The sequence below is a fragment of the Klebsiella sp. 2680 genome (assembly GCF_900198535.1).
Classification (GTDB): domain Bacteria; phylum Pseudomonadota; class Gammaproteobacteria; order Enterobacterales; family Enterobacteriaceae; genus Klebsiella; species Klebsiella indica.
Window position 1 is genome coordinate 593,510 of record NZ_FZNJ01000001.1, and the last position, 16,645, is coordinate 610,154.

Consider the following 16,645-nt stretch of genomic DNA (forward strand, 5'->3'; position numbering starts at 1 on the left):
CCATCCTAATCTTTCCTGTGCTTCTTTTGAGAACGCCGGGCGTCCACCGGTTATTTAACCACAGGAGAAAACAATGACAGCACATCAGCTATTACGCCTGAAGCAAGTTGAAGAAAAAACTGGCCTGAAACGCTCTCAGATTTACCTGTATATGAAAAATGGAACCTTTCCACGTTCAATAAAAATTGGCCCGGCCAGTGTGGCCTGGCTCGAATCGGAAATTGATGAATGGATCAGCCTTAAATTGGCCGGACGTTCAATCAGTTAAAAATGTCCGTTTATTTGCTCAACTTTTCCATATAGATTGAGGAGATAACAGAATGATTCCATTAATTAATTACACCATCTTAACTGATGCGTTGCACGCTCTGAAAGTTGGGGATATTCGTCACTGCGAGTCCCTCGGATTCACTTTCGACGAAATGAATGCTCTTAATGAGTTATCACTCGATGAACTGTTTGCTGTCAGCCGGGCGGCGGCTCCCTTTGTTTCGGTCAGTGTCCGCCATGATGTTCTGCATCATTTACTGGCGCAGGCCCGACAGGAATACCGACAACAGCAGCAGATTAACCGGGCTATCCGGCTGGGCGGTTCTATCGCGTTGCTCAACCACTACTTTGGCCTGACGTCTAATGATGTCTGCCTTCGCCGACGGTTGCTGGGTGTCAGCGTGCCATATGGACGTACACCTGAGCCGGATGAAGAGACAGATGCCGAGATCTGGCGGCAATGGCAGAAGTGCCGGATGGAAAACCTTGAATCCCCCGACGCGCTGATGGCCATTATGCAGGTTACTGAACTCTTGCTACCAAGGTTCCTGGGACTGTCACTCACCATGGTATGGAGACGTATCACGCTTTGTGAAAAGGAAGTTGCCGCTAACAGGAGGGCACCAGATGCCGGATGAGATCGATCGCAATCAGGAATTTAATGAGCAGCGCCTGGAGGAGATGATTGAACATAGTCGTTTTAAGCCGGGGTCGACACCATCATTATTTCACTGTCGTGTATGTGGTAAACCCATTCCAGAAAAGCGACGGCAAGCACTGCCGGGTGTAACCACCTGTACGGAATGTCAGGAAAAACTTGAACGTAGTAGCCGCTGACAGGATAAAAAGGACGTGTGGAGATGTTATATCTCTGCACGTCTTTATTATTCACGGTGAATGTTAATACAACTCTCTCGTGTTTTTTAAATCCTCATTATTCTCACTGCATCTTAAATACTCCACTATTTTTCTCTCTTCTTTTTGTTTTGAGTTTCTCATTTATATCCCTCACCAGATATTCGAATCTGAGAACGCCATTACAGCATAGTCGCCCCTATGGATATTAATTCGTCCTGACAGGGTATTGCTCTTTAACAAAATGGATCGGGCTGTCACGTAACCACAATTCAGGGTGCCGCTGAATGTTCTCGCTGACCCGTTAAAACCGGAATGCAGAACCGGGATGTGACTGGTTTATTTCATTTACTGTTTTTGATCAAAGGAAATTCCATGAGAAAACCCACTTATCACGTTTTTGTTACCCAGGAAAGTCAGCCCGATTCTCAGGGCGAAAAAAACACGTACTGGACAAAAGTTGGGGTGGCCTTCGCACATAACGGCAAGCCCGGTCTTAATATCGTGCTGATACCTGGTATTGCGGTTTCCGGCAGGCTGGTACTGCTCGAACCGAGAGAAGAAAGCGACATTTCACAGGATGCCACTGCCGTTTAATCCATTTTCTCTTCTTCTCCCCCGGCGGCGTACTTTTCTGTAAGCCACCGGTCTCTCTGTTACGAGGCCATCATGCTTTCCACCACTGCCTTTATGGCACTGGCGGTGCAGTGCGCCGCCAGTATTCACCCTTCCACGTCGCTTGATGTCGCACGGGTCGAATCCGGTTTCCACCCTTACGCCATTGCTGAAATCCTGCCAGACAGCCGGGGCGTGATTTCACATTTCCCCACGAGCCTGCCGGAGGCGATCCGCCTCACCAGACAGCTGGCGACACAGGAGCGACGCTATTCGGTCGGCCTGATGCAAATAACCAGTACTAATTTCCGCCATTGCGGCGTCACGGCCAGCGACCTGCTTAACCCCTGTATCAATTTGTCGGTATTTGAGCGCATTCTCGCCGACTGTTACCGGCGCGGCGGCACCCTGAAACGGGCGCTCAGTTGTTACTACTCCGGCAACTTTGAAACCGGCCAGCGACCGGAATCCGCCTTTAACCGGACCAGCTACGTGCAGCGCATTGGCTATGTCGTCCCGTCCACCCGGGAAGACCGGCAGCGTGACCCTGACCGGAACGCGCAACCGCCTGTCCGTTATCCCGCCGTTGTGCTGCGTGGCGAGCCTGCCGGTGCCACTGCGCCGGTCCTGACTTCCCTGCATTATCCCGGTTCCGTCATTCGCGGCGCTATCCCTGTTATCCCTGTTATCCCTGATGAGGAGAAATGATCATGCGTAAATGCCGTTACTCCGTTGTTGCTTCCGTGCTGCTGCCTGCCCCGCTGCTGGCGGCAGACAGCGGATTTAACAAGGCCAATGAGACACTGAGCAATACCTCGACCGGCCTGCTGGGACTGGCCGCTGTCACTATCACACTGGCGACCATGTGGGTGGGCTACAAGGTGCTGTTCGACGGCAAGAGCCTGCACGACATGCGTAACGTCATCATCGGCGCGATCCTGATTGTCGGCGCGTCCGGCTTCGGTGCCTACTGGGCGTCATAAGCGAGGTAACGATGGCTACGCTGAATAAAGCACTCACGCGGCCTGCCGCCATTATGGGTATTCCTCTTGTGCCGTTCGTTCTCGTCAGCGGGGCCATCGTCCTGCTGGCGGTCTATGTCAGCTATTACCTGGCACTGTTGCTGATCCCGGCCTGGGCGGAAATGAAAAATAAAGCCCGAAAGGACATTCATTATTTCAGTCTGCTCTGGCTTGCGTTTAAAACCCGTGGACGACTTTTCACCAATACCCATTTTGGCGCGAATGCCCTTCTGGCGAATCAGTACGATAATGTTGATGTCTCGGAGTTTATTCAGAAAATGAAATTAAACGAGCGTATTACGCTGGATAAATATATTCCGTATTCCTCCCATATTCACCCTCACATCATCAGAAACCGTCACCGTGATTTTATTGCCACCTGGGAGCTGGGCGGCACAGTCTTTGAATGTGAAGACGAACATCACCTGACCCTGATGGCCACACATCTGAACAATATTATCCGCTCGTATGAAGGTCTGCCGGTAACATTTTATATTCACCGGCTCCGTGAAAAATACCATGATGCTTTTGAAGCCTGTTCGGGTATTCCCTTTTCCGATGACGTGACCCGGCGGTATTACCAGCCGGTAAAAGAAAAACCGTTCTGGCGGCACCGGCTGTTTTTCACCGTCTGCTACGCACCGTTCTCTCAGATCGAGAAGAAAACAATGAAAGCGCAGTCGCACGGTAAACGCCAGTCAGTTCTGGATGACGCGCTCAAAATCATGCTGGAATACCGTGAAGCACTGGGATCCTCATTATCCCGCTACATGGCAACGCCGCTGGGGATATATGAAGAAAACGGGCGGGTGTATTCCTCGCAACTGGCGTTCTTCCACCGCCTGATCACCGGACAGTGGCAGAAGGTGGCCGTAACGCGCTCGCCGTTTTATGAAACATTAAGCACGCCGGACGTGTTTTTCACCACCGACACCGGCGAATGCCAGACGGTCAGCGGTTCCCGCTTCTTCCGCAGCCTGGAGATTAAGGATTATTCCCCGGAAACCCATACCGGTATGCTGGATGCGCTGCTGTACGCCGAAAGCGAGTATGTTCTGACGCAGTCCTTTACCTGTATGGCACGGGATGAGGCGCAGAATCATATCCGGCTGGCGGAAAAACGGCTTAACTCCACGGACGACGACGCGATTTCCCAGCGCGAAGAGTTGATTGTCCTGCGCGACCTGCTTCAGTCCGGACATGTGTCGTGCGGTAAATTCCACTTTTCCCTGCTGATCTCCTCAGACAATGCCGGACAGGTGGTGAAGGACACTAACGTTCTGGCCCAACCCTTCGCCGATCTTGGTATTATGACGACGCTCTCCACCCTGTCACTGCCCGCCGCATATCTGGCGCAACTGCCGGGAGTCTATACGCTGCGTCCCCGACTGGTGGCCGTCAGCAGCCAGAATTTTGCCGATATGGCCTGCCTGCATAACTTCCATCCCCACAAACGCAGCGGTAATCCGTGGGGGGAAGCCATCGCCATCCTCACATCTCCCGGCGGTGGCGGGTATTACCTCAACCTGCATGACAGCCAGGCCGGGCGGGATGACACCGGTGAGAAAACGCCGGGGAATACGGCGATTATCGGGAAAACCGGCTCCGGCAAAACCCTGCTGATGACCGTCATGCAACAACTGATGCAGAAATACCGTAACCCGGCGTCGTTTGCACCTTCTGCCACCCTCAAACGGCTGACCACGGTGTATTTCGATAAGGACCGGGCGGCGGAGATGGCGATCCGCCAGGCGGGCGGGCGTTATTTCCGTATCCGTACCGGCGAGCCCACCGGCTTCAACCCGTTTGCGCTGGAGCCAACCCGCCGGAACATCAGTTTTATCAAACGGCTTGTACGGATGCTGTGCCGCCGCAACGGTAAGCCGCTCGATCCGCGCGATGAGGAGCGGATCAGTGCCGCCGTTGACACCATCATGCTGGACTATCCGCCGGAGTACCGCCGGTTCGGGATCACCCGGCTGCTGGAAGTGCTGCCGGAGCCGCCGACCACAGACGCCCGCACCAACGGGCTGCGTATTCGCCTGAAACAGTGGGCGCAGGGGGGCGAGTTCGGCTGGGTGTTTGATAACGAGGCCGATACATTCACCATCAGCGATGTCGATAACGTTGGTATCGACGGCACCGAATTTCTGGATGATGACGATATTCGCGGCCCCGTGACCTTTTACCTGCTGTATCGCGTGACCAGCCTGCTGGACGGTCGCCGCCTGGTGATGTTTATGGATGAGTTCTGGCGCTGGCTGGCCGATGTCGAATTTTCCCGCTTCTCGCTCAATATGCTGAAAGTCATCCGCAAGCTGAACGGTATCTTCGTTCCGGCAACACAGTCACCGGATGAAATCGTCAGACACCCCATCGCCCCGGCGATTATTGAGCAGTGCGGTACCCAGATTTTCCTCGCCAATCCGAAAGCCAGCTATACAGATTACGTGGAGAAAATGAAAGTACCGGAAAGTGTTTATGACACGGTCAGGAACCTGGATCCGGGCGAGCATTATATGGTCATCCTGAAAACACCATTACAGGCCGGAGAAACCCGCCGGTTTGTGGCAATGGCGAAAATGGATCTGTCCGGGCTGGGTAAACTCACCCGGCTTCTCAGCGGCAGTGAGGACAACCTGAAAATATTCGATGCCATTTATCAGGACGGTTTGCGACCTGATGAATGGAAAGACGCTTTCCTTGAGCGGGCAATCTGAAAGCCAACCGGAGGTAATATCAATGCGTACCCGGGATCATCTTCTGGCATTATCGTTATTTTTCTCGACGCAGGCGTTCAGCGCCGGAATACCGGTTTTCGACGCCGTGCAGAATACCGAATCCATTAACCAGTGGATGCAGAAACTACAGCAATGGGAGGATACCGTTACCCATTATAAAAGTGAACTTGATGCATATAAGAAGCAACTGGCTACCGCAACCGGCGTGCGGGATATTCAGGGTTTTCTCAGTGATGCCAGGAGCCTGAAAACCGATATTGATAATCTCCGTAAGAGCGGTATTTCACTGGATGATCTGCTGACCACGCAGAACAGTTCATATTCTTCTGAACTGCAACACCTTTATAGTAAATACAAATCGTTCAGCGTATGCAGCGAGGAACAGGAAGGAATAAAATCTCAGGCCCTGACCGACAGTTGCAAACAGATAATCCTCAATCAGGCAATGGCGATTGAGAATACCACTGACGTTGAAAACAGGATCAACAGCACACTCAGCGATATATCAGACTTATCTGACCGTATATCGAATGCGCAGGACTCGAAAGAGTCTCAGGATCTGGCTAACGCCATCGCGGCGAAAAGCGTACAGTTAAATGCGCTGACGAATCAGTGGGAGATGTCTGTCAGACAGGCTGAACAGCGAACGACATTGCTGGAACAGCAAAGACAGAAAGCCTTTGAACAGCAGCAGCTAACGGCACCTGTTGCTGACCTTAATAATTTATAAGGAGGTTATCCGTGCTCAGATCCTTATTCACCTTATACACACTCTCAGGCGTGATATTACTGTCCGGCTGCAAGGAAACCAAATCCGAGGCCTGGTATAAGCAGCATCCTGACGAAACTTATGCGGTTTATACACAATGTCTGAAGGATGGCGAGGCAAGCGATAACTGTGATTTTGCTCAACGGGCTGCCATTATGTTTGCTCAAATTGGCAAGCCCGGAATAAAAGAAAAATTTGAGACACTCTTTCAGCAGGAAGCCGAAAAGAGAAAATCCGTCACCCGGTAATATCTCCTTCAGCAAAACAGGGAATTCTCCCTGTTTTTTATTTCCTTTCTTTATATATCAGGTGAGGCACCATGTCCGGTGGTATTTTTGTTGGTATGGACAAAAACATCATGGATGGACTGAATGCCGTACTGGAAGGTCAGTCTTCCACTTACGGCACGATGATCAGCGTCATCATCACCAGCTCTTTTACCCTGTTTATACTGTTTCGCGGTTACCAGACGCTGGCTGGCAAACTCCGGACCCCGGTTGAAGATGTCGTCTGGGATGTGGGGCGAATGTTGCTGATCACCACCTTTGCGTTAAACCGGGATGGCTGGCTGGATATGGCGGTAGCGGCTATCCAGGGACTCAAAGAGGGTGTCAGCGGCGATGATAACGTCTGGGCGCTGCTTGATACCGTCTGGGAAAAGGCGCAGACACTGGGGCAGACGCTGTTCAGTATGGACACCTCGACTTACGTCAAACTGAATGGCGGCCTTGCCGAAGTCCTGGTATGGGGCGGCTCTATTGCCCTGCTGATGGCAGCCACCTTTGTGAACCTGCTCGCCGAAATCACCCTCCTGTTAATGACGACCACCGCGCCGCTCTTTATTTTCTGCCTGCTGTACGGTTTTCTTAAACCGATGTTTGATAACTGGCTGAAAACGATTTTCGCGGCAATATTAACGATCATGTTTTCCGCCTTATCAATCCGTATCGCCATCAATTACCTGAATAAAATCCTTGATGCAGCGACCCGTACATCCAATGTCAGCAACATGGTTACGCTGGCAGCACAGTGCCTGCTGGCCGGGATAGCGGCGGGTGTGGTGGTCTGGTTCTCCGCGAAGCTCGCCAGCGCACTCAGCGGTGCCGCCGTACAGGCGGTGCTGCAGGGTGCAGCCATGAGTGGCCTGAGCGGACTGGCAAAGAAATCCGCCGACCTCGCCGGGCCGGGTGTAAAGGGTGGTGCCCGCCTGGCTGCGAAAAGCGGCATGGCCGTCGCCGCGGTGACCGGCAGGCTCACCGGCGCAGGCGCGGGTAAAACCGTGAGCGCCTGGCAGAAACGCGCCGCCGCCATCGAAAGTATGAAACGCCTGAACCGGCAGCGTCACCGTTAATCCTCCCGACCCTAAATTTCCTTTCCCCGTCACGCCGTGGCCTGCGCCACCGGTGCGGCATTCCTGCATCCATACGATAAGGGGCTTCCATGAAATTCAGCATCTTCCTTCTGATGCTGTGCGTGCTCACGGGCTGCGCACGGCATCAGGGCGACCTCCCGCCGGTATCCGGCGAACCCGAGCCGGTGAATTCCCCCGCCATCATTCAGGAGCTGACTCACCATGTCTGATATTCAGAACATTGTTAATGTTTCCCGCTCTTTTGAATCCATCCTGCTGGAAAAGGAGGAGCGTTCCCGAAAAACCGCCTGGCGGGTGGCTGCTGTCGGGCTGATGCTGGCCGCAATGGCGATTGCGGCCATTATTATTCTGCTGCCGCTGAAAACCACCGACATTGAGTTATGGTCGGTGGATAAACAGACCGGCCGTTATGAATATATGACCCGCGTGAAGGAGCGGGATATTTCTTCTGAAAAGGCACTGGCGCACTCACTGGCAGCACACTATGTCAGACTCCGCGAGGGATACAATTATTTCTCCCTTCAGCGTGATTATGACGACGTACAGTTATTTAACAGCGACAGCGTGAACCGGGACTATCTGGACGGGTTTAACGGCGACCAGGCACCGGACGTGATTTTTAACAAGGCGGAATATGTCGTTTATATCGATATTATTTCCAATGTGCATGCGCCCGCCACCGGGCCGGATAATCTGGCGACCCTGAGAATTAAACGCACGATCCGCCGCATTGCCGATAATTCCGTGAAAACGGATGTCTGGAATATCCGTCTCACTTACCGCTATGTGCCACACCAGCAACTGACCGACAGCCAGCGTGAAGTGAATCCGCTGGGCTTCATCGTCACCAGCTACCAGCGCGATAAAGAGCTGAGGGGGGAATGATGCTGAAACACATTCTGCTCCTCACGGGGTTACTGGCGTCATGCGTGGCATGGAGCGCGGCGACACCACGCGGCAGCACGTATGACAGCCGGATGCAGAACGTCACGTACAACAGCCAGAATGCCACGGTCGTCCGTACCCGCCCCGGCTACGTCACCATGCTGGTGTTTGACGATGATGAAACCGTTATCGATGCGCAGGCGGGATTTCCCAAAGGCTGGCCCGTGACGAAAAGCGACAACCGGGTGGGCGTCAGCCCGAACCCGATTACCCAGCCGGTCACGGACGCCAGCGGCAACAACATCAGTCAGGTGTTTCTGCCGACAGAGAAAGACTGGAAAACCAACCTGTTCGTGGTGACCTCGAAGCGCGATTACAGCCTGGAGCTGAACGTGCTGGACCGCGACTCGCCCGCTCAGGCCTTTGTTATCCGCTACCACTATCCTGATGAGCAGCGGAAAAAATCAGCTGTCGCCAGCGCCACCCGCCAGCAACGACAGCAGGGAGCACTGGACCGGCAGCGGATAGCGGCAGCATTCCGGCAACCGGCCTCGCCGCGGAACTGGCGTTACAGCAAACGAGTGGCCGCCGGTTCCGCCGCCATCGCCCCGGACTTTACCTGGGATGACGGTCGTTTTGCGTATATCGGTTTTTCCCCCACGAAAACCCTGCCTTCCGTTTTCCGGGTGGTTAATGGTCAGGAGCAGGCGGTCACGCCGCAGACAGTTCAACAGGGCAATTACACCGTGATGGTGGTTCCGGCATCGCCGCAACTGGTACTGCGTTACGGCACCTCGGTGGTGGGCGTGGAAAACGCCGGATCCGGGCGTATCCCGGTAACCCGCAGTGACACCGTTTCACCGTCCGTTACGCTGGAGGCAAAATGACTGACAGAGCTTTCCCGGACGAACCGGAAAAAACCACCGCAGAGCGGGAAGCGGAAGCCCGTGAACGCGCCCGTGCGGCAATGGCGACGCAGACGCCGGAGCAAAAAACACCGCCCGGCCAGCCGGAAGTGACCCGTTTCCGTAAGGCGTCCGGTCACCGCACGCTGATCGTCAGCCTGCTGAGTCTGGCGCTGGTGATCGCCCTCGCATCCGGCGGCGATCGTCTTCTCAGCGCCCTGAAAAGGGGCGATGAGAAGGAAGCCGACACCGCGCCGCCGCTCTCCACCGGGGCGGCGCAGCATGAGCGTAAAAATCTGGGCATGGACAGTAACCCGTTTGGCCTGTTCGGACAGCGCAAACAGCAAGGCGCAGACCCGGCCAGTCAGACCGTCACCAGCGCACCCGCCCTGCCAGCAGAGCCGCCCGCCCTGAACAAAGCGGCAGCACTGGCAGACGGGCTGAACAGCGGCAGTACAACGGCTGGCGGCAATGCCCGCACGTCCCGTAGCGAACCGCGCAACCGCGCGGGAATGTCGGAGAGCCCGCCAGTCTCCACGGCGTACACGTCCTGTCGGTCGGTACTGGTCAGAGGGGCGGATGGCCGCCTGCGTTGCCCGGATCCCGCCGCACCGGAAACCGCGCCGGATACGGCTGACAGCGACAATCCGGGCGTCGCCCGTGTCACCGGCGTCAGACGGCTGGGCCTCGATCCTGATCTCTATATCCCGGTGGATCGTTATATTCCCTGTTCGATGATGCGGCGCTTTGTGTCCGATGTCGGCGGCCATATCTCCTGCCTGATTGGGGAGGATGTCTGGAGCGCCAGCAACCATGTGAAGCTGATCCCGGCGGGAACGGTCGCCCGTGGCGTCTACCGCACCGGGGCACTGCAACACGGGCGCAGCCGAATGTTTGTGCTGTGGACGGAGCTGCGCACGCCGGAGCCCGGCAGTCTGCAAATCCCGCTCACCGATACGCAGGCCACCGGCCCGCTCGGCGAGGCGGGGATTGCGGGCTGGATCGACAGCCATTTCTGGGAGCGTTTCGGCAACGCCCTGATGCTGAGTACCGTGCAGGACGTGGCGGCAGCGGCGTCAGAGGCCGCACCGGGGAAAGACCGCAATACCGACTACACCGAAAACACCCGCGCCGCCACGGCGGAAATGGCGAAAACGACGCTGGAAAACAGCATCAGTATCCCGCCCACGATGTACCTGAACCAGGGTGATGTGATCGGCATCATGACCGGCTCGGATATTGATTTTTCCTCTGTTTATCAACTGCGACTGAAAAAGAAATGGTATGAACACTGAAAACCTGTCACTGGAGTTTATGAAAAACCGGTTGTTTGGTGATTTCCTCGCGCAGGAGGGCCTGACGGAAATTGCCATTAACCGGCCGGGTGAACTGCATACGAAAATCCGGGGGAAATGGCAAAAACAGGCATCTCCCATCACGTTGCGTCAGTGTCATGCTTTTGCCAGAGCGCTGGCGTCCTGGCATGACGATAATATCGACGATACGTCACCCATCCTTTCTGCAACATCAGGATCCGGCGAGCGTATTCAGGTGATTATTCCCCCGGCTAGCGAACGTCATACGGTGTCCGTTACGCTGCGCAAACCCTCGTTTGAGCAGAAAACGCATCAGTCATGGATTGATGCGGGATTTTACCAGCGGGTGAGCGGTCAGGAGAAAACGGAAAGTCAGGATGAGGCACTGATACGGTTATACCACAGCGGGGACATTCCCCGCTTTATGGAAAAGGCGGTGGAATACGGCAAAACGATTTTTATTGTGGGTGAAACCGGCTCCGGCAAAACCACCTATATGAAAACGCTGCTGCATTATATTCCGCTGCATCTCCGGCTGGTAACGATTGAGGATAATCCCGAAATCCGTTTTTATCACCATACCAATTATGTGCATCTTTTTTATCCGGCGGATGCCGGGGATAATGCTATTGTCACACCTGGCAGACTGATCCGGGCTAATTATCGTATGAACCCTGACCGGATATTACTGGCGGAAATTCGTGGGCAGGAAGCGTGGGACGCGCTGAAAATTGTCGGATCAGGACATGAAGGATTAATTACCTCCCTGCATGCGGGCAACCCGGAAGAATGTATAGAAGGGATCATTGACCGCTGTTATGAAAACCCGGACTGCCGGAACGTTCCTTTTGATGTGCTGTTACGCAAGGTACTTAAAAGCATTGATGTCATCGTCAGCATTGATATACACGGCGATGTGCGCCGGATGCGCGACATTTACTTCAAGCCAGTTCATTTAAATGGCATGAAAGAGGCATTCAGAAAATAGCTCCGGCAAATAACATTATCCAAAATACGTAACCTTTCATTAATCATAACGGTGACTGAAATGAAAAAAGCAATATCCTCCGTATTATTGCTCTGCATTATGGCGTTATGTTCAACATCTGTACTGGCTGCTGATGCCTGCGAAGTGGTGTTATGTATGTACGGTAAAGCAACCGGAAATGGCGGCGGCAGTGAATGTCATTCCGCTGAACGGGCATTCTTTAATATCGTAAAAAAGAACAGGCATGGTTTTCTGCCTGACCATACGGCCGATGCCAGAAAATCGTTTTTAAGAGAATGTGATTCGGCAGACCCGGCGGCTATCGGTCAGATCATCAGTAAATATGGCCGCGTTCGTGGTTAATACTGGCGAGACGGGCACAGAGCGTGACGGTTTTCAGGTTTTTACGGCTTCTGTTTTTCGCGGATTAAGGAGCGAAGAAACAGGGGCCGCAAAAATGAGGCAGCGGACAGAAATATTTTCGCGGGTTAAGGAGCGAAAATAATTCAGGCACCGCGCCTCACCTGCAAACAGCCGCGCCCACGCGGATTTTGCAGGCCGGGGGAGCCGGATAAATTTCGCCGCCCCGGCGAGCGAAAAGCTGTCGCCCACGACAGCGGTTTACCCGGGGGGCACAGCCCCGCACACCGTCGCGGCTAAGTCTCCGGCCCAAAGCCGGTAGCGTGGCGCGACCACCCTCTTTAAAGGTCAGCTTCCCTTTTATTCCCGCTGCGAGGAACGAGCAAAGGGAAGAAAAAGGCGAAAGCGACCGTCTTAAAGGGGGTGGTCGCGCGTAGCGGACGACGGTGTGCCGCCTTTGACCCTGGGGGTTTTGGCGTGGCGTCCAGCCGCGACATTACCCCAATGCACCGGGCAATAAGGGCGTCCAGCCCGCATGTACCGGCGCACGCCGTTTCGTGCAGGGAAGCATGCTTTCCTGCACATGGCCGCACAGCGGCCACCTTCTTTACCCCATACGCTCGCCCCGTCTTCTCGCCCGACATCGTGGGGCGAACTGATGGGGCGATGTCATGGGGCGAATCGCTGACGAAGGAGGCATCATGATTTTAAATAAGCTTACCGCTTCACTGTCCCCGATAGTGAACGGGATGCTGGCGGTGCTGGCTTTTGTGCAACAGAAACAACTGGTGCTGGCATTATTAGCGGGGCTGACGATGCCGTTTTTTGCATCAATGAAAAGCGATGAACGGCAGAAAGCCCCGTTATGGAAAAGGTTGATTATCGCTTTTTCCCTGCTGTGTTTTCTCTCTGGCACACTGGCCCCGATAGTTATCGGATCCTTCCAGTGGCTGTATAAGACCAGACTCACCAGTGATAATACGGTACTGGCCTGGTCAGTACGTATTGCTTTCACTGTAACCGGAATTATTTTTCATATTATGCTTCGCCGGGTATTCACGCCGGAACTGGACAAAATAAAGAAACATCTTGTTAAAAAAACCACCCTTGAACGCGAATTGCGCACCGATGTCCGCACCGTAAAGTCCCTGCTGCCGGAAACACTGCATTATGATCCGCTGGATTATATTGACCTGAATAAAGGCATTTTTACTGGCATGGACAGGGAGAACGAACCAATGTATCTCCCGTTAAAAGACTGGCAGAAACAACACGCGGATATTATTGGCACCACTGGAGCTGGGAAAGGGGTTGCCACCGGCATATTGCTTTATCAAAGTATTCTGGCCGGTGAAGGTGTGTTTGTTATGGACCCCAAGGATGATGAATGGGCTCCACACCTTTACCGGAAAGCCTGCGAGGATGCAGGAAAACCCTTTGCCTTAATTGACCTGCGAAAACAGCAATACCAGCTAAACCTGATTGAAGATATTACGCCAGATGAACTGGAAGAATTGTTCGTTGCAGGTTTCAGTCTGGCGGAAAAAGGTCAGGAATCTGACTTTTATCGGATCGACGACCGGAAAGCCGCCCGTATGGCCGCACAATTTGTCAGCGATAATCCATCGACAACAATCCGGGATGTTTATAACGGTGATTACGTTCAGGGTATTGCCGAAAAAATCAAAGCATTTTTTGGCAAGATTGAGGAGCTGGCATTACTCAATGCCATTAATTCACCGGAGGGTTTTTCACTCAAAAAAATATTTGATGAAGGTGGCTGCTGTTATGTTATCGGCTCCATGCGAAACAGCAAAATCATTACCGCTCAGCGTATGCTGCTGGTTCGCCTTTACCAGTTAGCAGAAAGGCGCGAACGTGTAACAGACGTACCCCGCCCCATTGCTATTTATCTTTCCGAACTGAAATACCATTTATCCAGGCCAGCGCTGGAAGGTTTAGGCGCGGCTCGGGATAAAGGCGTGCATATTATTATGGATCACCAGTCCATTGCCGATTTAAAAGACTGCCCGGCAGATTTGAAAGGCGACGCCGTTGTCGGTGCGGTCGTTGAAAATGCCAAATTCAAACTGGTTTATCGGGTTATGGACCCGGATACGGCGGACTGGGTGGCCAGAATGTCAGGCACGATTCTGGTGGATGATGAACTTCGTAAGGCTAAAACGGATAATATGCTGACGGAGACCATCGACAGTGAGCGCACAATCCGCCAGGCCGAACGTTTCTTTATTGACAGCAATATGATCCTGAACCTGCCCGATTTTGTCAGCTTTATCTTTACGACAAAAACTCTACCTTCTGCTTCACTGATTTCACCGATAAAGGTCAGAAAGCGTCAGCTAAAAATCTTCTCGGTTTCCCCTGATATTGCCGCAACGGCGGCACCGGTGAAAATCACACTGGACTTTAGCGAGGATGATAAACGAGCCATACCGGATGTAATGACAACGCACCCGGATCTTTTCTTCGACGAAAGCGAAGTAAAACCGGGAAAGCCGAAATCTGATGATAAAGAACACCTGTCCCCGCTGGATTTTTAAGGAGCGGTTATGCTGATTTCGACATATCACGAGCGCCAGACACGCAACAGAGAAAAAATAAAACAGCTGCTGAATTTCCTGAAAGAAGAAATCTACAGCGATTTTAAGACGCTGATGCTGCTATTTGGTTTCCAGGATCATAAATCGCTTTATTCGCTGCTGGCAAAAACGGAGCAAATGGGGTTAATCCAGAAGCATGTACTTAAATCACGAACAATGAAGATTTCATTATGGGGGATCACCAGCGACGGGCTGGCGGTGGTGTTAACCCCAAATGATAAAATCTTTCCCGCGCGATTTGAACCGTCCAGAATTACCGGCTGGACGCTGGAGCACCATCTTGATAATCAGGCCGCCAGGCTTATTCTGGAGAAGAAAGGCGCTTCGGGATGGATTAACGGCGACCGGGCCACCTTTATCAGCCAGTATCAGGTGAAACATCGCCCGGACGGGTTACTAACCCTGCCTGATGGTAACGTTATTGCCATTGAAACCGAGCGCCGCCTGAAAACCCGAGTCCGCTACCAGTCGATAATTGCCAGCCACCTGCTGGCCCGTACTCACAAAAAGTGGATTTATGTTTTTTATGTTGTGCCAGACCCACAGAAAAAACGTGCGCTTGCACTGCTGTTTGACAGCATCAGGCATGTCATCATTAACCATCAGCACGTCCCGCTGGAAGAACGCCACCGTCGGGTGTTTCGCATTTATACCGTTGATGAACTGAAACAACTGTCATTAGGTAGCTATACGTAAGCTTTTACTCAGGCCATCGTGATGGCCTCACCGGCCTGGCGGCGATACTGCCAGGCCGGACGATTTTTTATTCCACTGCAAGTCGGAGACTGTTCGGTACTCGCTATGCTGCGTTCCGCCTCAGTCTGCGCCTTGCAGCGTTGCTGGTTAAAAACCATGTAACCGCATTCCCTTGCGGTTATCCGGCTCCGGCCTCAGAGTTTATTCATCAAATAACAATGCGCTTTAGAGGCTGCGCTGGCCGCTTTGAAAATATAGCGCTTGTCGTTTTTCAGCGCTTTCAGCCAGGAAGCGATGTAGCTTTCATGTTGTACTTCGCCATCGATCCCCAAATCCGCCATCAGAAAGGCACTTCCCAGCTCCGCGACAAGTTCTTCCTCTGCATAATCCGCACTGCCAAACTTCCCTTTCATTTCACGGTTCAGGCGTTTTTTACCACCACTCCAGTGAACCAGCTCATGCAGACCGGTAGCGTAGAAGTTAGCCGCATCCGAAAACAGATGGCGCTCCGGTAACCAGACTTCATCAGTTGATGGGCTGAAAAAAGCGTTTTGTCCTTTCTCGATGATGTTTGCCCCACTCTTCCGTAACAGGTTTTCAGCCTGCGGCAACGGGTCAAAGGTTGCTTGCGGGCTGACTGTTTCAGTTGTCAGGGCCAAGCCGTCGATTTGCTGAACGTTAAACACGGTGAAGGTTTTCAGCATCGGGATATGTTCAACGTCTCCGGTGTCGTTTTCCTTTTCGAGTGTGGTGTAGAAAATGGCTGTTGTGCCACGTTCACCCTTACGAACCTGTCCACCTGCTGCCTGTGCCTGTTTGTAGGTCATCCAGCGGTAATCGCTGAAACCTTGTTTAGATGCGCTGCACCACAGCAACATGATATTCATGCCACTATAAGCCGCACCAGTGGCGTAATTGGAAGGCAGACCAGACATGCCATCTACACGCTGCCACGGGCAGGACCACGGTTTTACACCAGCTTCCAGCGCTGCAATGATGTTGTCAGTAACAGTCTGGTAAATGTCGGTTCTGGTTTTAGAAAATTTCGTTTTTGTGGAGCCTGACGGGTCCAGCGGGGATACGCTGGTCGCCGCTGCGGTGTTAGGGGCGCTTGTCCGGGTGGTATGCAGGGATATCGTCATGGTTTTTCTCCGTCAGTGTGTGATTTTCGTCTTCGTATCGCCTGACGGTTCGCTTTCCCGACATCGTTCTGTCCTGCAAGGGCGCAGC

19 protein-coding genes are annotated in these 16,645 nt (G+C 53.2%); 18 read left to right on the forward strand and 1 reads right to left on the reverse strand.

Annotated elements, in window-relative coordinates; all coding sequences use genetic code 11:
- Positions 1-73: 73 nt before the first annotated feature.
- The 18 genes from FN037_RS02960 (at position 74) to mobC (ending at position 15,415) form a co-directional block, all read left to right on the forward strand.
- A complete protein-coding gene (locus FN037_RS02960; protein ID WP_020078417.1) occupies positions 74-268 on the forward strand; it encodes an AlpA family transcriptional regulator in 195 nt (64 codons plus the stop codon).
- Positions 269-320: 52 nt separating this feature from the next.
- The gene (locus tag FN037_RS02965; protein ID WP_038807495.1) at positions 321-908 is read left to right on the forward strand and encodes a DUF2857 domain-containing protein; all 588 of its coding nucleotides are present in this window, start codon (positions 321-323) and stop codon (positions 906-908) included.
- A complete protein-coding gene (locus tag FN037_RS02970; protein WP_142501505.1) occupies positions 898-1,107 on the forward strand; it encodes a TraR/DksA family transcriptional regulator in 210 nt (69 codons plus the stop codon). Before FN037_RS02965 ends, FN037_RS02970 begins: the two co-directional genes overlap by 11 nt.
- Positions 1,108-1,500: 393 nt before the next feature.
- Complete coding sequence (locus tag FN037_RS02975; protein ID WP_142501506.1) at positions 1,501-1,722, forward strand: hypothetical protein; 222 nt, start codon at positions 1,501-1,503, stop codon at positions 1,720-1,722.
- Between the two features lie 72 nt (positions 1,723-1,794).
- Positions 1,795-2,448, forward strand: a complete 654-nt coding sequence (locus tag FN037_RS02980) for a lytic transglycosylase domain-containing protein (protein WP_142501507.1) — start codon at positions 1,795-1,797, stop codon at positions 2,446-2,448.
- Positions 2,445-2,723 carry a TrbC/VirB2 family protein gene (locus tag FN037_RS02985; RefSeq protein ID WP_075324485.1) on the forward strand — a complete coding sequence of 93 codons (279 nt, stop codon included), beginning with the start codon at positions 2,445-2,447 and terminating at the stop codon, positions 2,721-2,723. The genes FN037_RS02980 and FN037_RS02985 overlap by 4 nt, the downstream gene beginning before the upstream one ends.
- Before the next feature lie 11 nt (positions 2,724-2,734).
- Positions 2,735-5,482, forward strand: a complete 2,748-nt coding sequence (locus FN037_RS02990; protein WP_142501508.1) for a VirB3 family type IV secretion system protein — start codon at positions 2,735-2,737, stop codon at positions 5,480-5,482.
- 22 nt (positions 5,483-5,504) lie between these two features.
- Positions 5,505-6,233 (forward strand): type IV secretion system protein, encoded by a 729-nt coding sequence (locus FN037_RS02995; protein ID WP_025760055.1) that lies wholly within the window; start codon positions 5,505-5,507, stop codon positions 6,231-6,233.
- Between the two features lie 11 nt (positions 6,234-6,244).
- Positions 6,245-6,520: an EexN family lipoprotein gene (locus FN037_RS03000; RefSeq protein WP_142501509.1), complete on the forward strand. Its 276-nt coding sequence runs from the start codon at positions 6,245-6,247 to the stop codon at positions 6,518-6,520.
- Between the two features lie 71 nt (positions 6,521-6,591).
- Positions 6,592-7,623: a type IV secretion system protein gene (locus FN037_RS03005; RefSeq protein ID WP_142501510.1), complete on the forward strand. Its 1,032-nt coding sequence runs from the start codon at positions 6,592-6,594 to the stop codon at positions 7,621-7,623.
- A gap of 89 nt (positions 7,624-7,712) precedes the next feature.
- Positions 7,713-7,853 carry a hypothetical protein gene (locus FN037_RS24325; protein ID WP_025760051.1) on the forward strand — a complete coding sequence of 47 codons (141 nt, stop codon included), beginning with the start codon at positions 7,713-7,715 and terminating at the stop codon, positions 7,851-7,853.
- Positions 7,846-8,529 carry a virB8 family protein gene (locus tag FN037_RS03010; RefSeq protein WP_085661451.1) on the forward strand — a complete coding sequence of 228 codons (684 nt, stop codon included), beginning with the start codon at positions 7,846-7,848 and terminating at the stop codon, positions 8,527-8,529. Before FN037_RS24325 ends, FN037_RS03010 begins: the two co-directional genes overlap by 8 nt.
- Positions 8,529-9,416 carry a P-type conjugative transfer protein VirB9 gene (gene virB9, locus FN037_RS03015; protein WP_142501867.1) on the forward strand — a complete coding sequence of 296 codons (888 nt, stop codon included), beginning with the start codon at positions 8,529-8,531 and terminating at the stop codon, positions 9,414-9,416. Before FN037_RS03010 ends, virB9 begins: the two co-directional genes overlap by 1 nt.
- The gene (virB10, locus tag FN037_RS03020) at positions 9,413-10,729 is read left to right on the forward strand and encodes a VirB10/TraB/TrbI family type IV secretion system protein (protein ID WP_126125811.1); all 1,317 of its coding nucleotides are present in this window, start codon (positions 9,413-9,415) and stop codon (positions 10,727-10,729) included. Before virB9 ends, virB10 begins: the two co-directional genes overlap by 4 nt.
- Entirely contained in the window at positions 10,719-11,738 is a 1,020-nt protein-coding gene (virB11, locus tag FN037_RS03025; protein ID WP_126125810.1) for a P-type DNA transfer ATPase VirB11, read from the forward strand. The genes virB10 and virB11 overlap by 11 nt, the downstream gene beginning before the upstream one ends.
- 60 nt (positions 11,739-11,798) lie before the next feature.
- Entirely contained in the window at positions 11,799-12,101 is a 303-nt protein-coding gene (locus tag FN037_RS03030; RefSeq protein ID WP_142501511.1) for a TrbM/KikA/MpfK family conjugal transfer protein, read from the forward strand.
- A 698-nt stretch (positions 12,102-12,799) separates the two neighbouring features.
- On the forward strand, positions 12,800-14,659 hold the full coding sequence (locus tag FN037_RS03040; protein WP_142501513.1) for a type IV secretory system conjugative DNA transfer family protein: 1,860 nt from the start codon (positions 12,800-12,802) through the stop codon (positions 14,657-14,659).
- A 9-nt stretch (positions 14,660-14,668) separates the two neighbouring features.
- Positions 14,669-15,415: a MobC family replication-relaxation protein gene (mobC, locus tag FN037_RS03045; protein ID WP_142501514.1), complete on the forward strand. Its 747-nt coding sequence runs from the start codon at positions 14,669-14,671 to the stop codon at positions 15,413-15,415.
- A gap of 194 nt (positions 15,416-15,609) precedes the next feature.
- Here the strand turns inward: mobC and FN037_RS03050 are convergent, their stop codons facing one another.
- Positions 15,610-16,557 (reverse strand): ArdC family protein, encoded by a 948-nt coding sequence (locus FN037_RS03050; protein ID WP_015875004.1) that lies wholly within the window; start codon positions 16,555-16,557, stop codon positions 15,610-15,612.
- Positions 16,558-16,645 lie beyond the last annotated feature (88 nt).

Excerpts from the sequence above, each read along its gene's own strand:
- FN037_RS02970 (WP_142501505.1), top strand. The coding sequence starts at position 898 with ATGCCGGATGAGATCGATCGCAATCAGGAATTTAATGAGCAGCGCCTG.
- FN037_RS03030 (WP_142501511.1), top strand. The coding sequence starts at position 11,799 with ATGAAAAAAGCAATATCCTCCGTATTATTGCTCTGCATTATGGCGTTA.
- FN037_RS02985 (WP_075324485.1), top strand. The coding sequence starts at position 2,445 with ATGATCATGCGTAAATGCCGTTACTCCGTTGTTGCTTCCGTGCTGCTG.
- FN037_RS03005 (WP_142501510.1), top strand. The coding sequence starts at position 6,592 with ATGTCCGGTGGTATTTTTGTTGGTATGGACAAAAACATCATGGATGGA.
- virB11 (WP_126125810.1), top strand. The coding sequence starts at position 10,719 with ATGAACACTGAAAACCTGTCACTGGAGTTTATGAAAAACCGGTTGTTT.
- FN037_RS03050 (WP_015875004.1), bottom strand. The coding sequence starts at position 16,557 with ATGACGATATCCCTGCATACCACCCGGACAAGCGCCCCTAACACCGCA.
- FN037_RS02990 (WP_142501508.1), top strand. The coding sequence starts at position 2,735 with ATGGCTACGCTGAATAAAGCACTCACGCGGCCTGCCGCCATTATGGGT.
- FN037_RS02975 (WP_142501506.1), top strand. The coding sequence starts at position 1,501 with ATGAGAAAACCCACTTATCACGTTTTTGTTACCCAGGAAAGTCAGCCC.
- mobC (WP_142501514.1), top strand. The coding sequence starts at position 14,669 with ATGCTGATTTCGACATATCACGAGCGCCAGACACGCAACAGAGAAAAA.
- FN037_RS02960 (WP_020078417.1), top strand. The coding sequence starts at position 74 with ATGACAGCACATCAGCTATTACGCCTGAAGCAAGTTGAAGAAAAAACT.
- virB10 (WP_126125811.1), top strand. The coding sequence starts at position 9,413 with ATGACTGACAGAGCTTTCCCGGACGAACCGGAAAAAACCACCGCAGAG.
- FN037_RS02980 (WP_142501507.1), top strand. The coding sequence starts at position 1,795 with ATGCTTTCCACCACTGCCTTTATGGCACTGGCGGTGCAGTGCGCCGCC.
- FN037_RS03010 (WP_085661451.1), top strand. The coding sequence starts at position 7,846 with ATGTCTGATATTCAGAACATTGTTAATGTTTCCCGCTCTTTTGAATCC.
- FN037_RS02965 (WP_038807495.1), top strand. The coding sequence starts at position 321 with ATGATTCCATTAATTAATTACACCATCTTAACTGATGCGTTGCACGCT.
- virB9 (WP_142501867.1), top strand. The coding sequence starts at position 8,529 with ATGCTGAAACACATTCTGCTCCTCACGGGGTTACTGGCGTCATGCGTG.
- FN037_RS03040 (WP_142501513.1), top strand. The coding sequence starts at position 12,800 with ATGATTTTAAATAAGCTTACCGCTTCACTGTCCCCGATAGTGAACGGG.
- FN037_RS24325 (WP_025760051.1), top strand. The coding sequence starts at position 7,713 with ATGAAATTCAGCATCTTCCTTCTGATGCTGTGCGTGCTCACGGGCTGC.
- FN037_RS02995 (WP_025760055.1), top strand. The coding sequence starts at position 5,505 with ATGCGTACCCGGGATCATCTTCTGGCATTATCGTTATTTTTCTCGACG.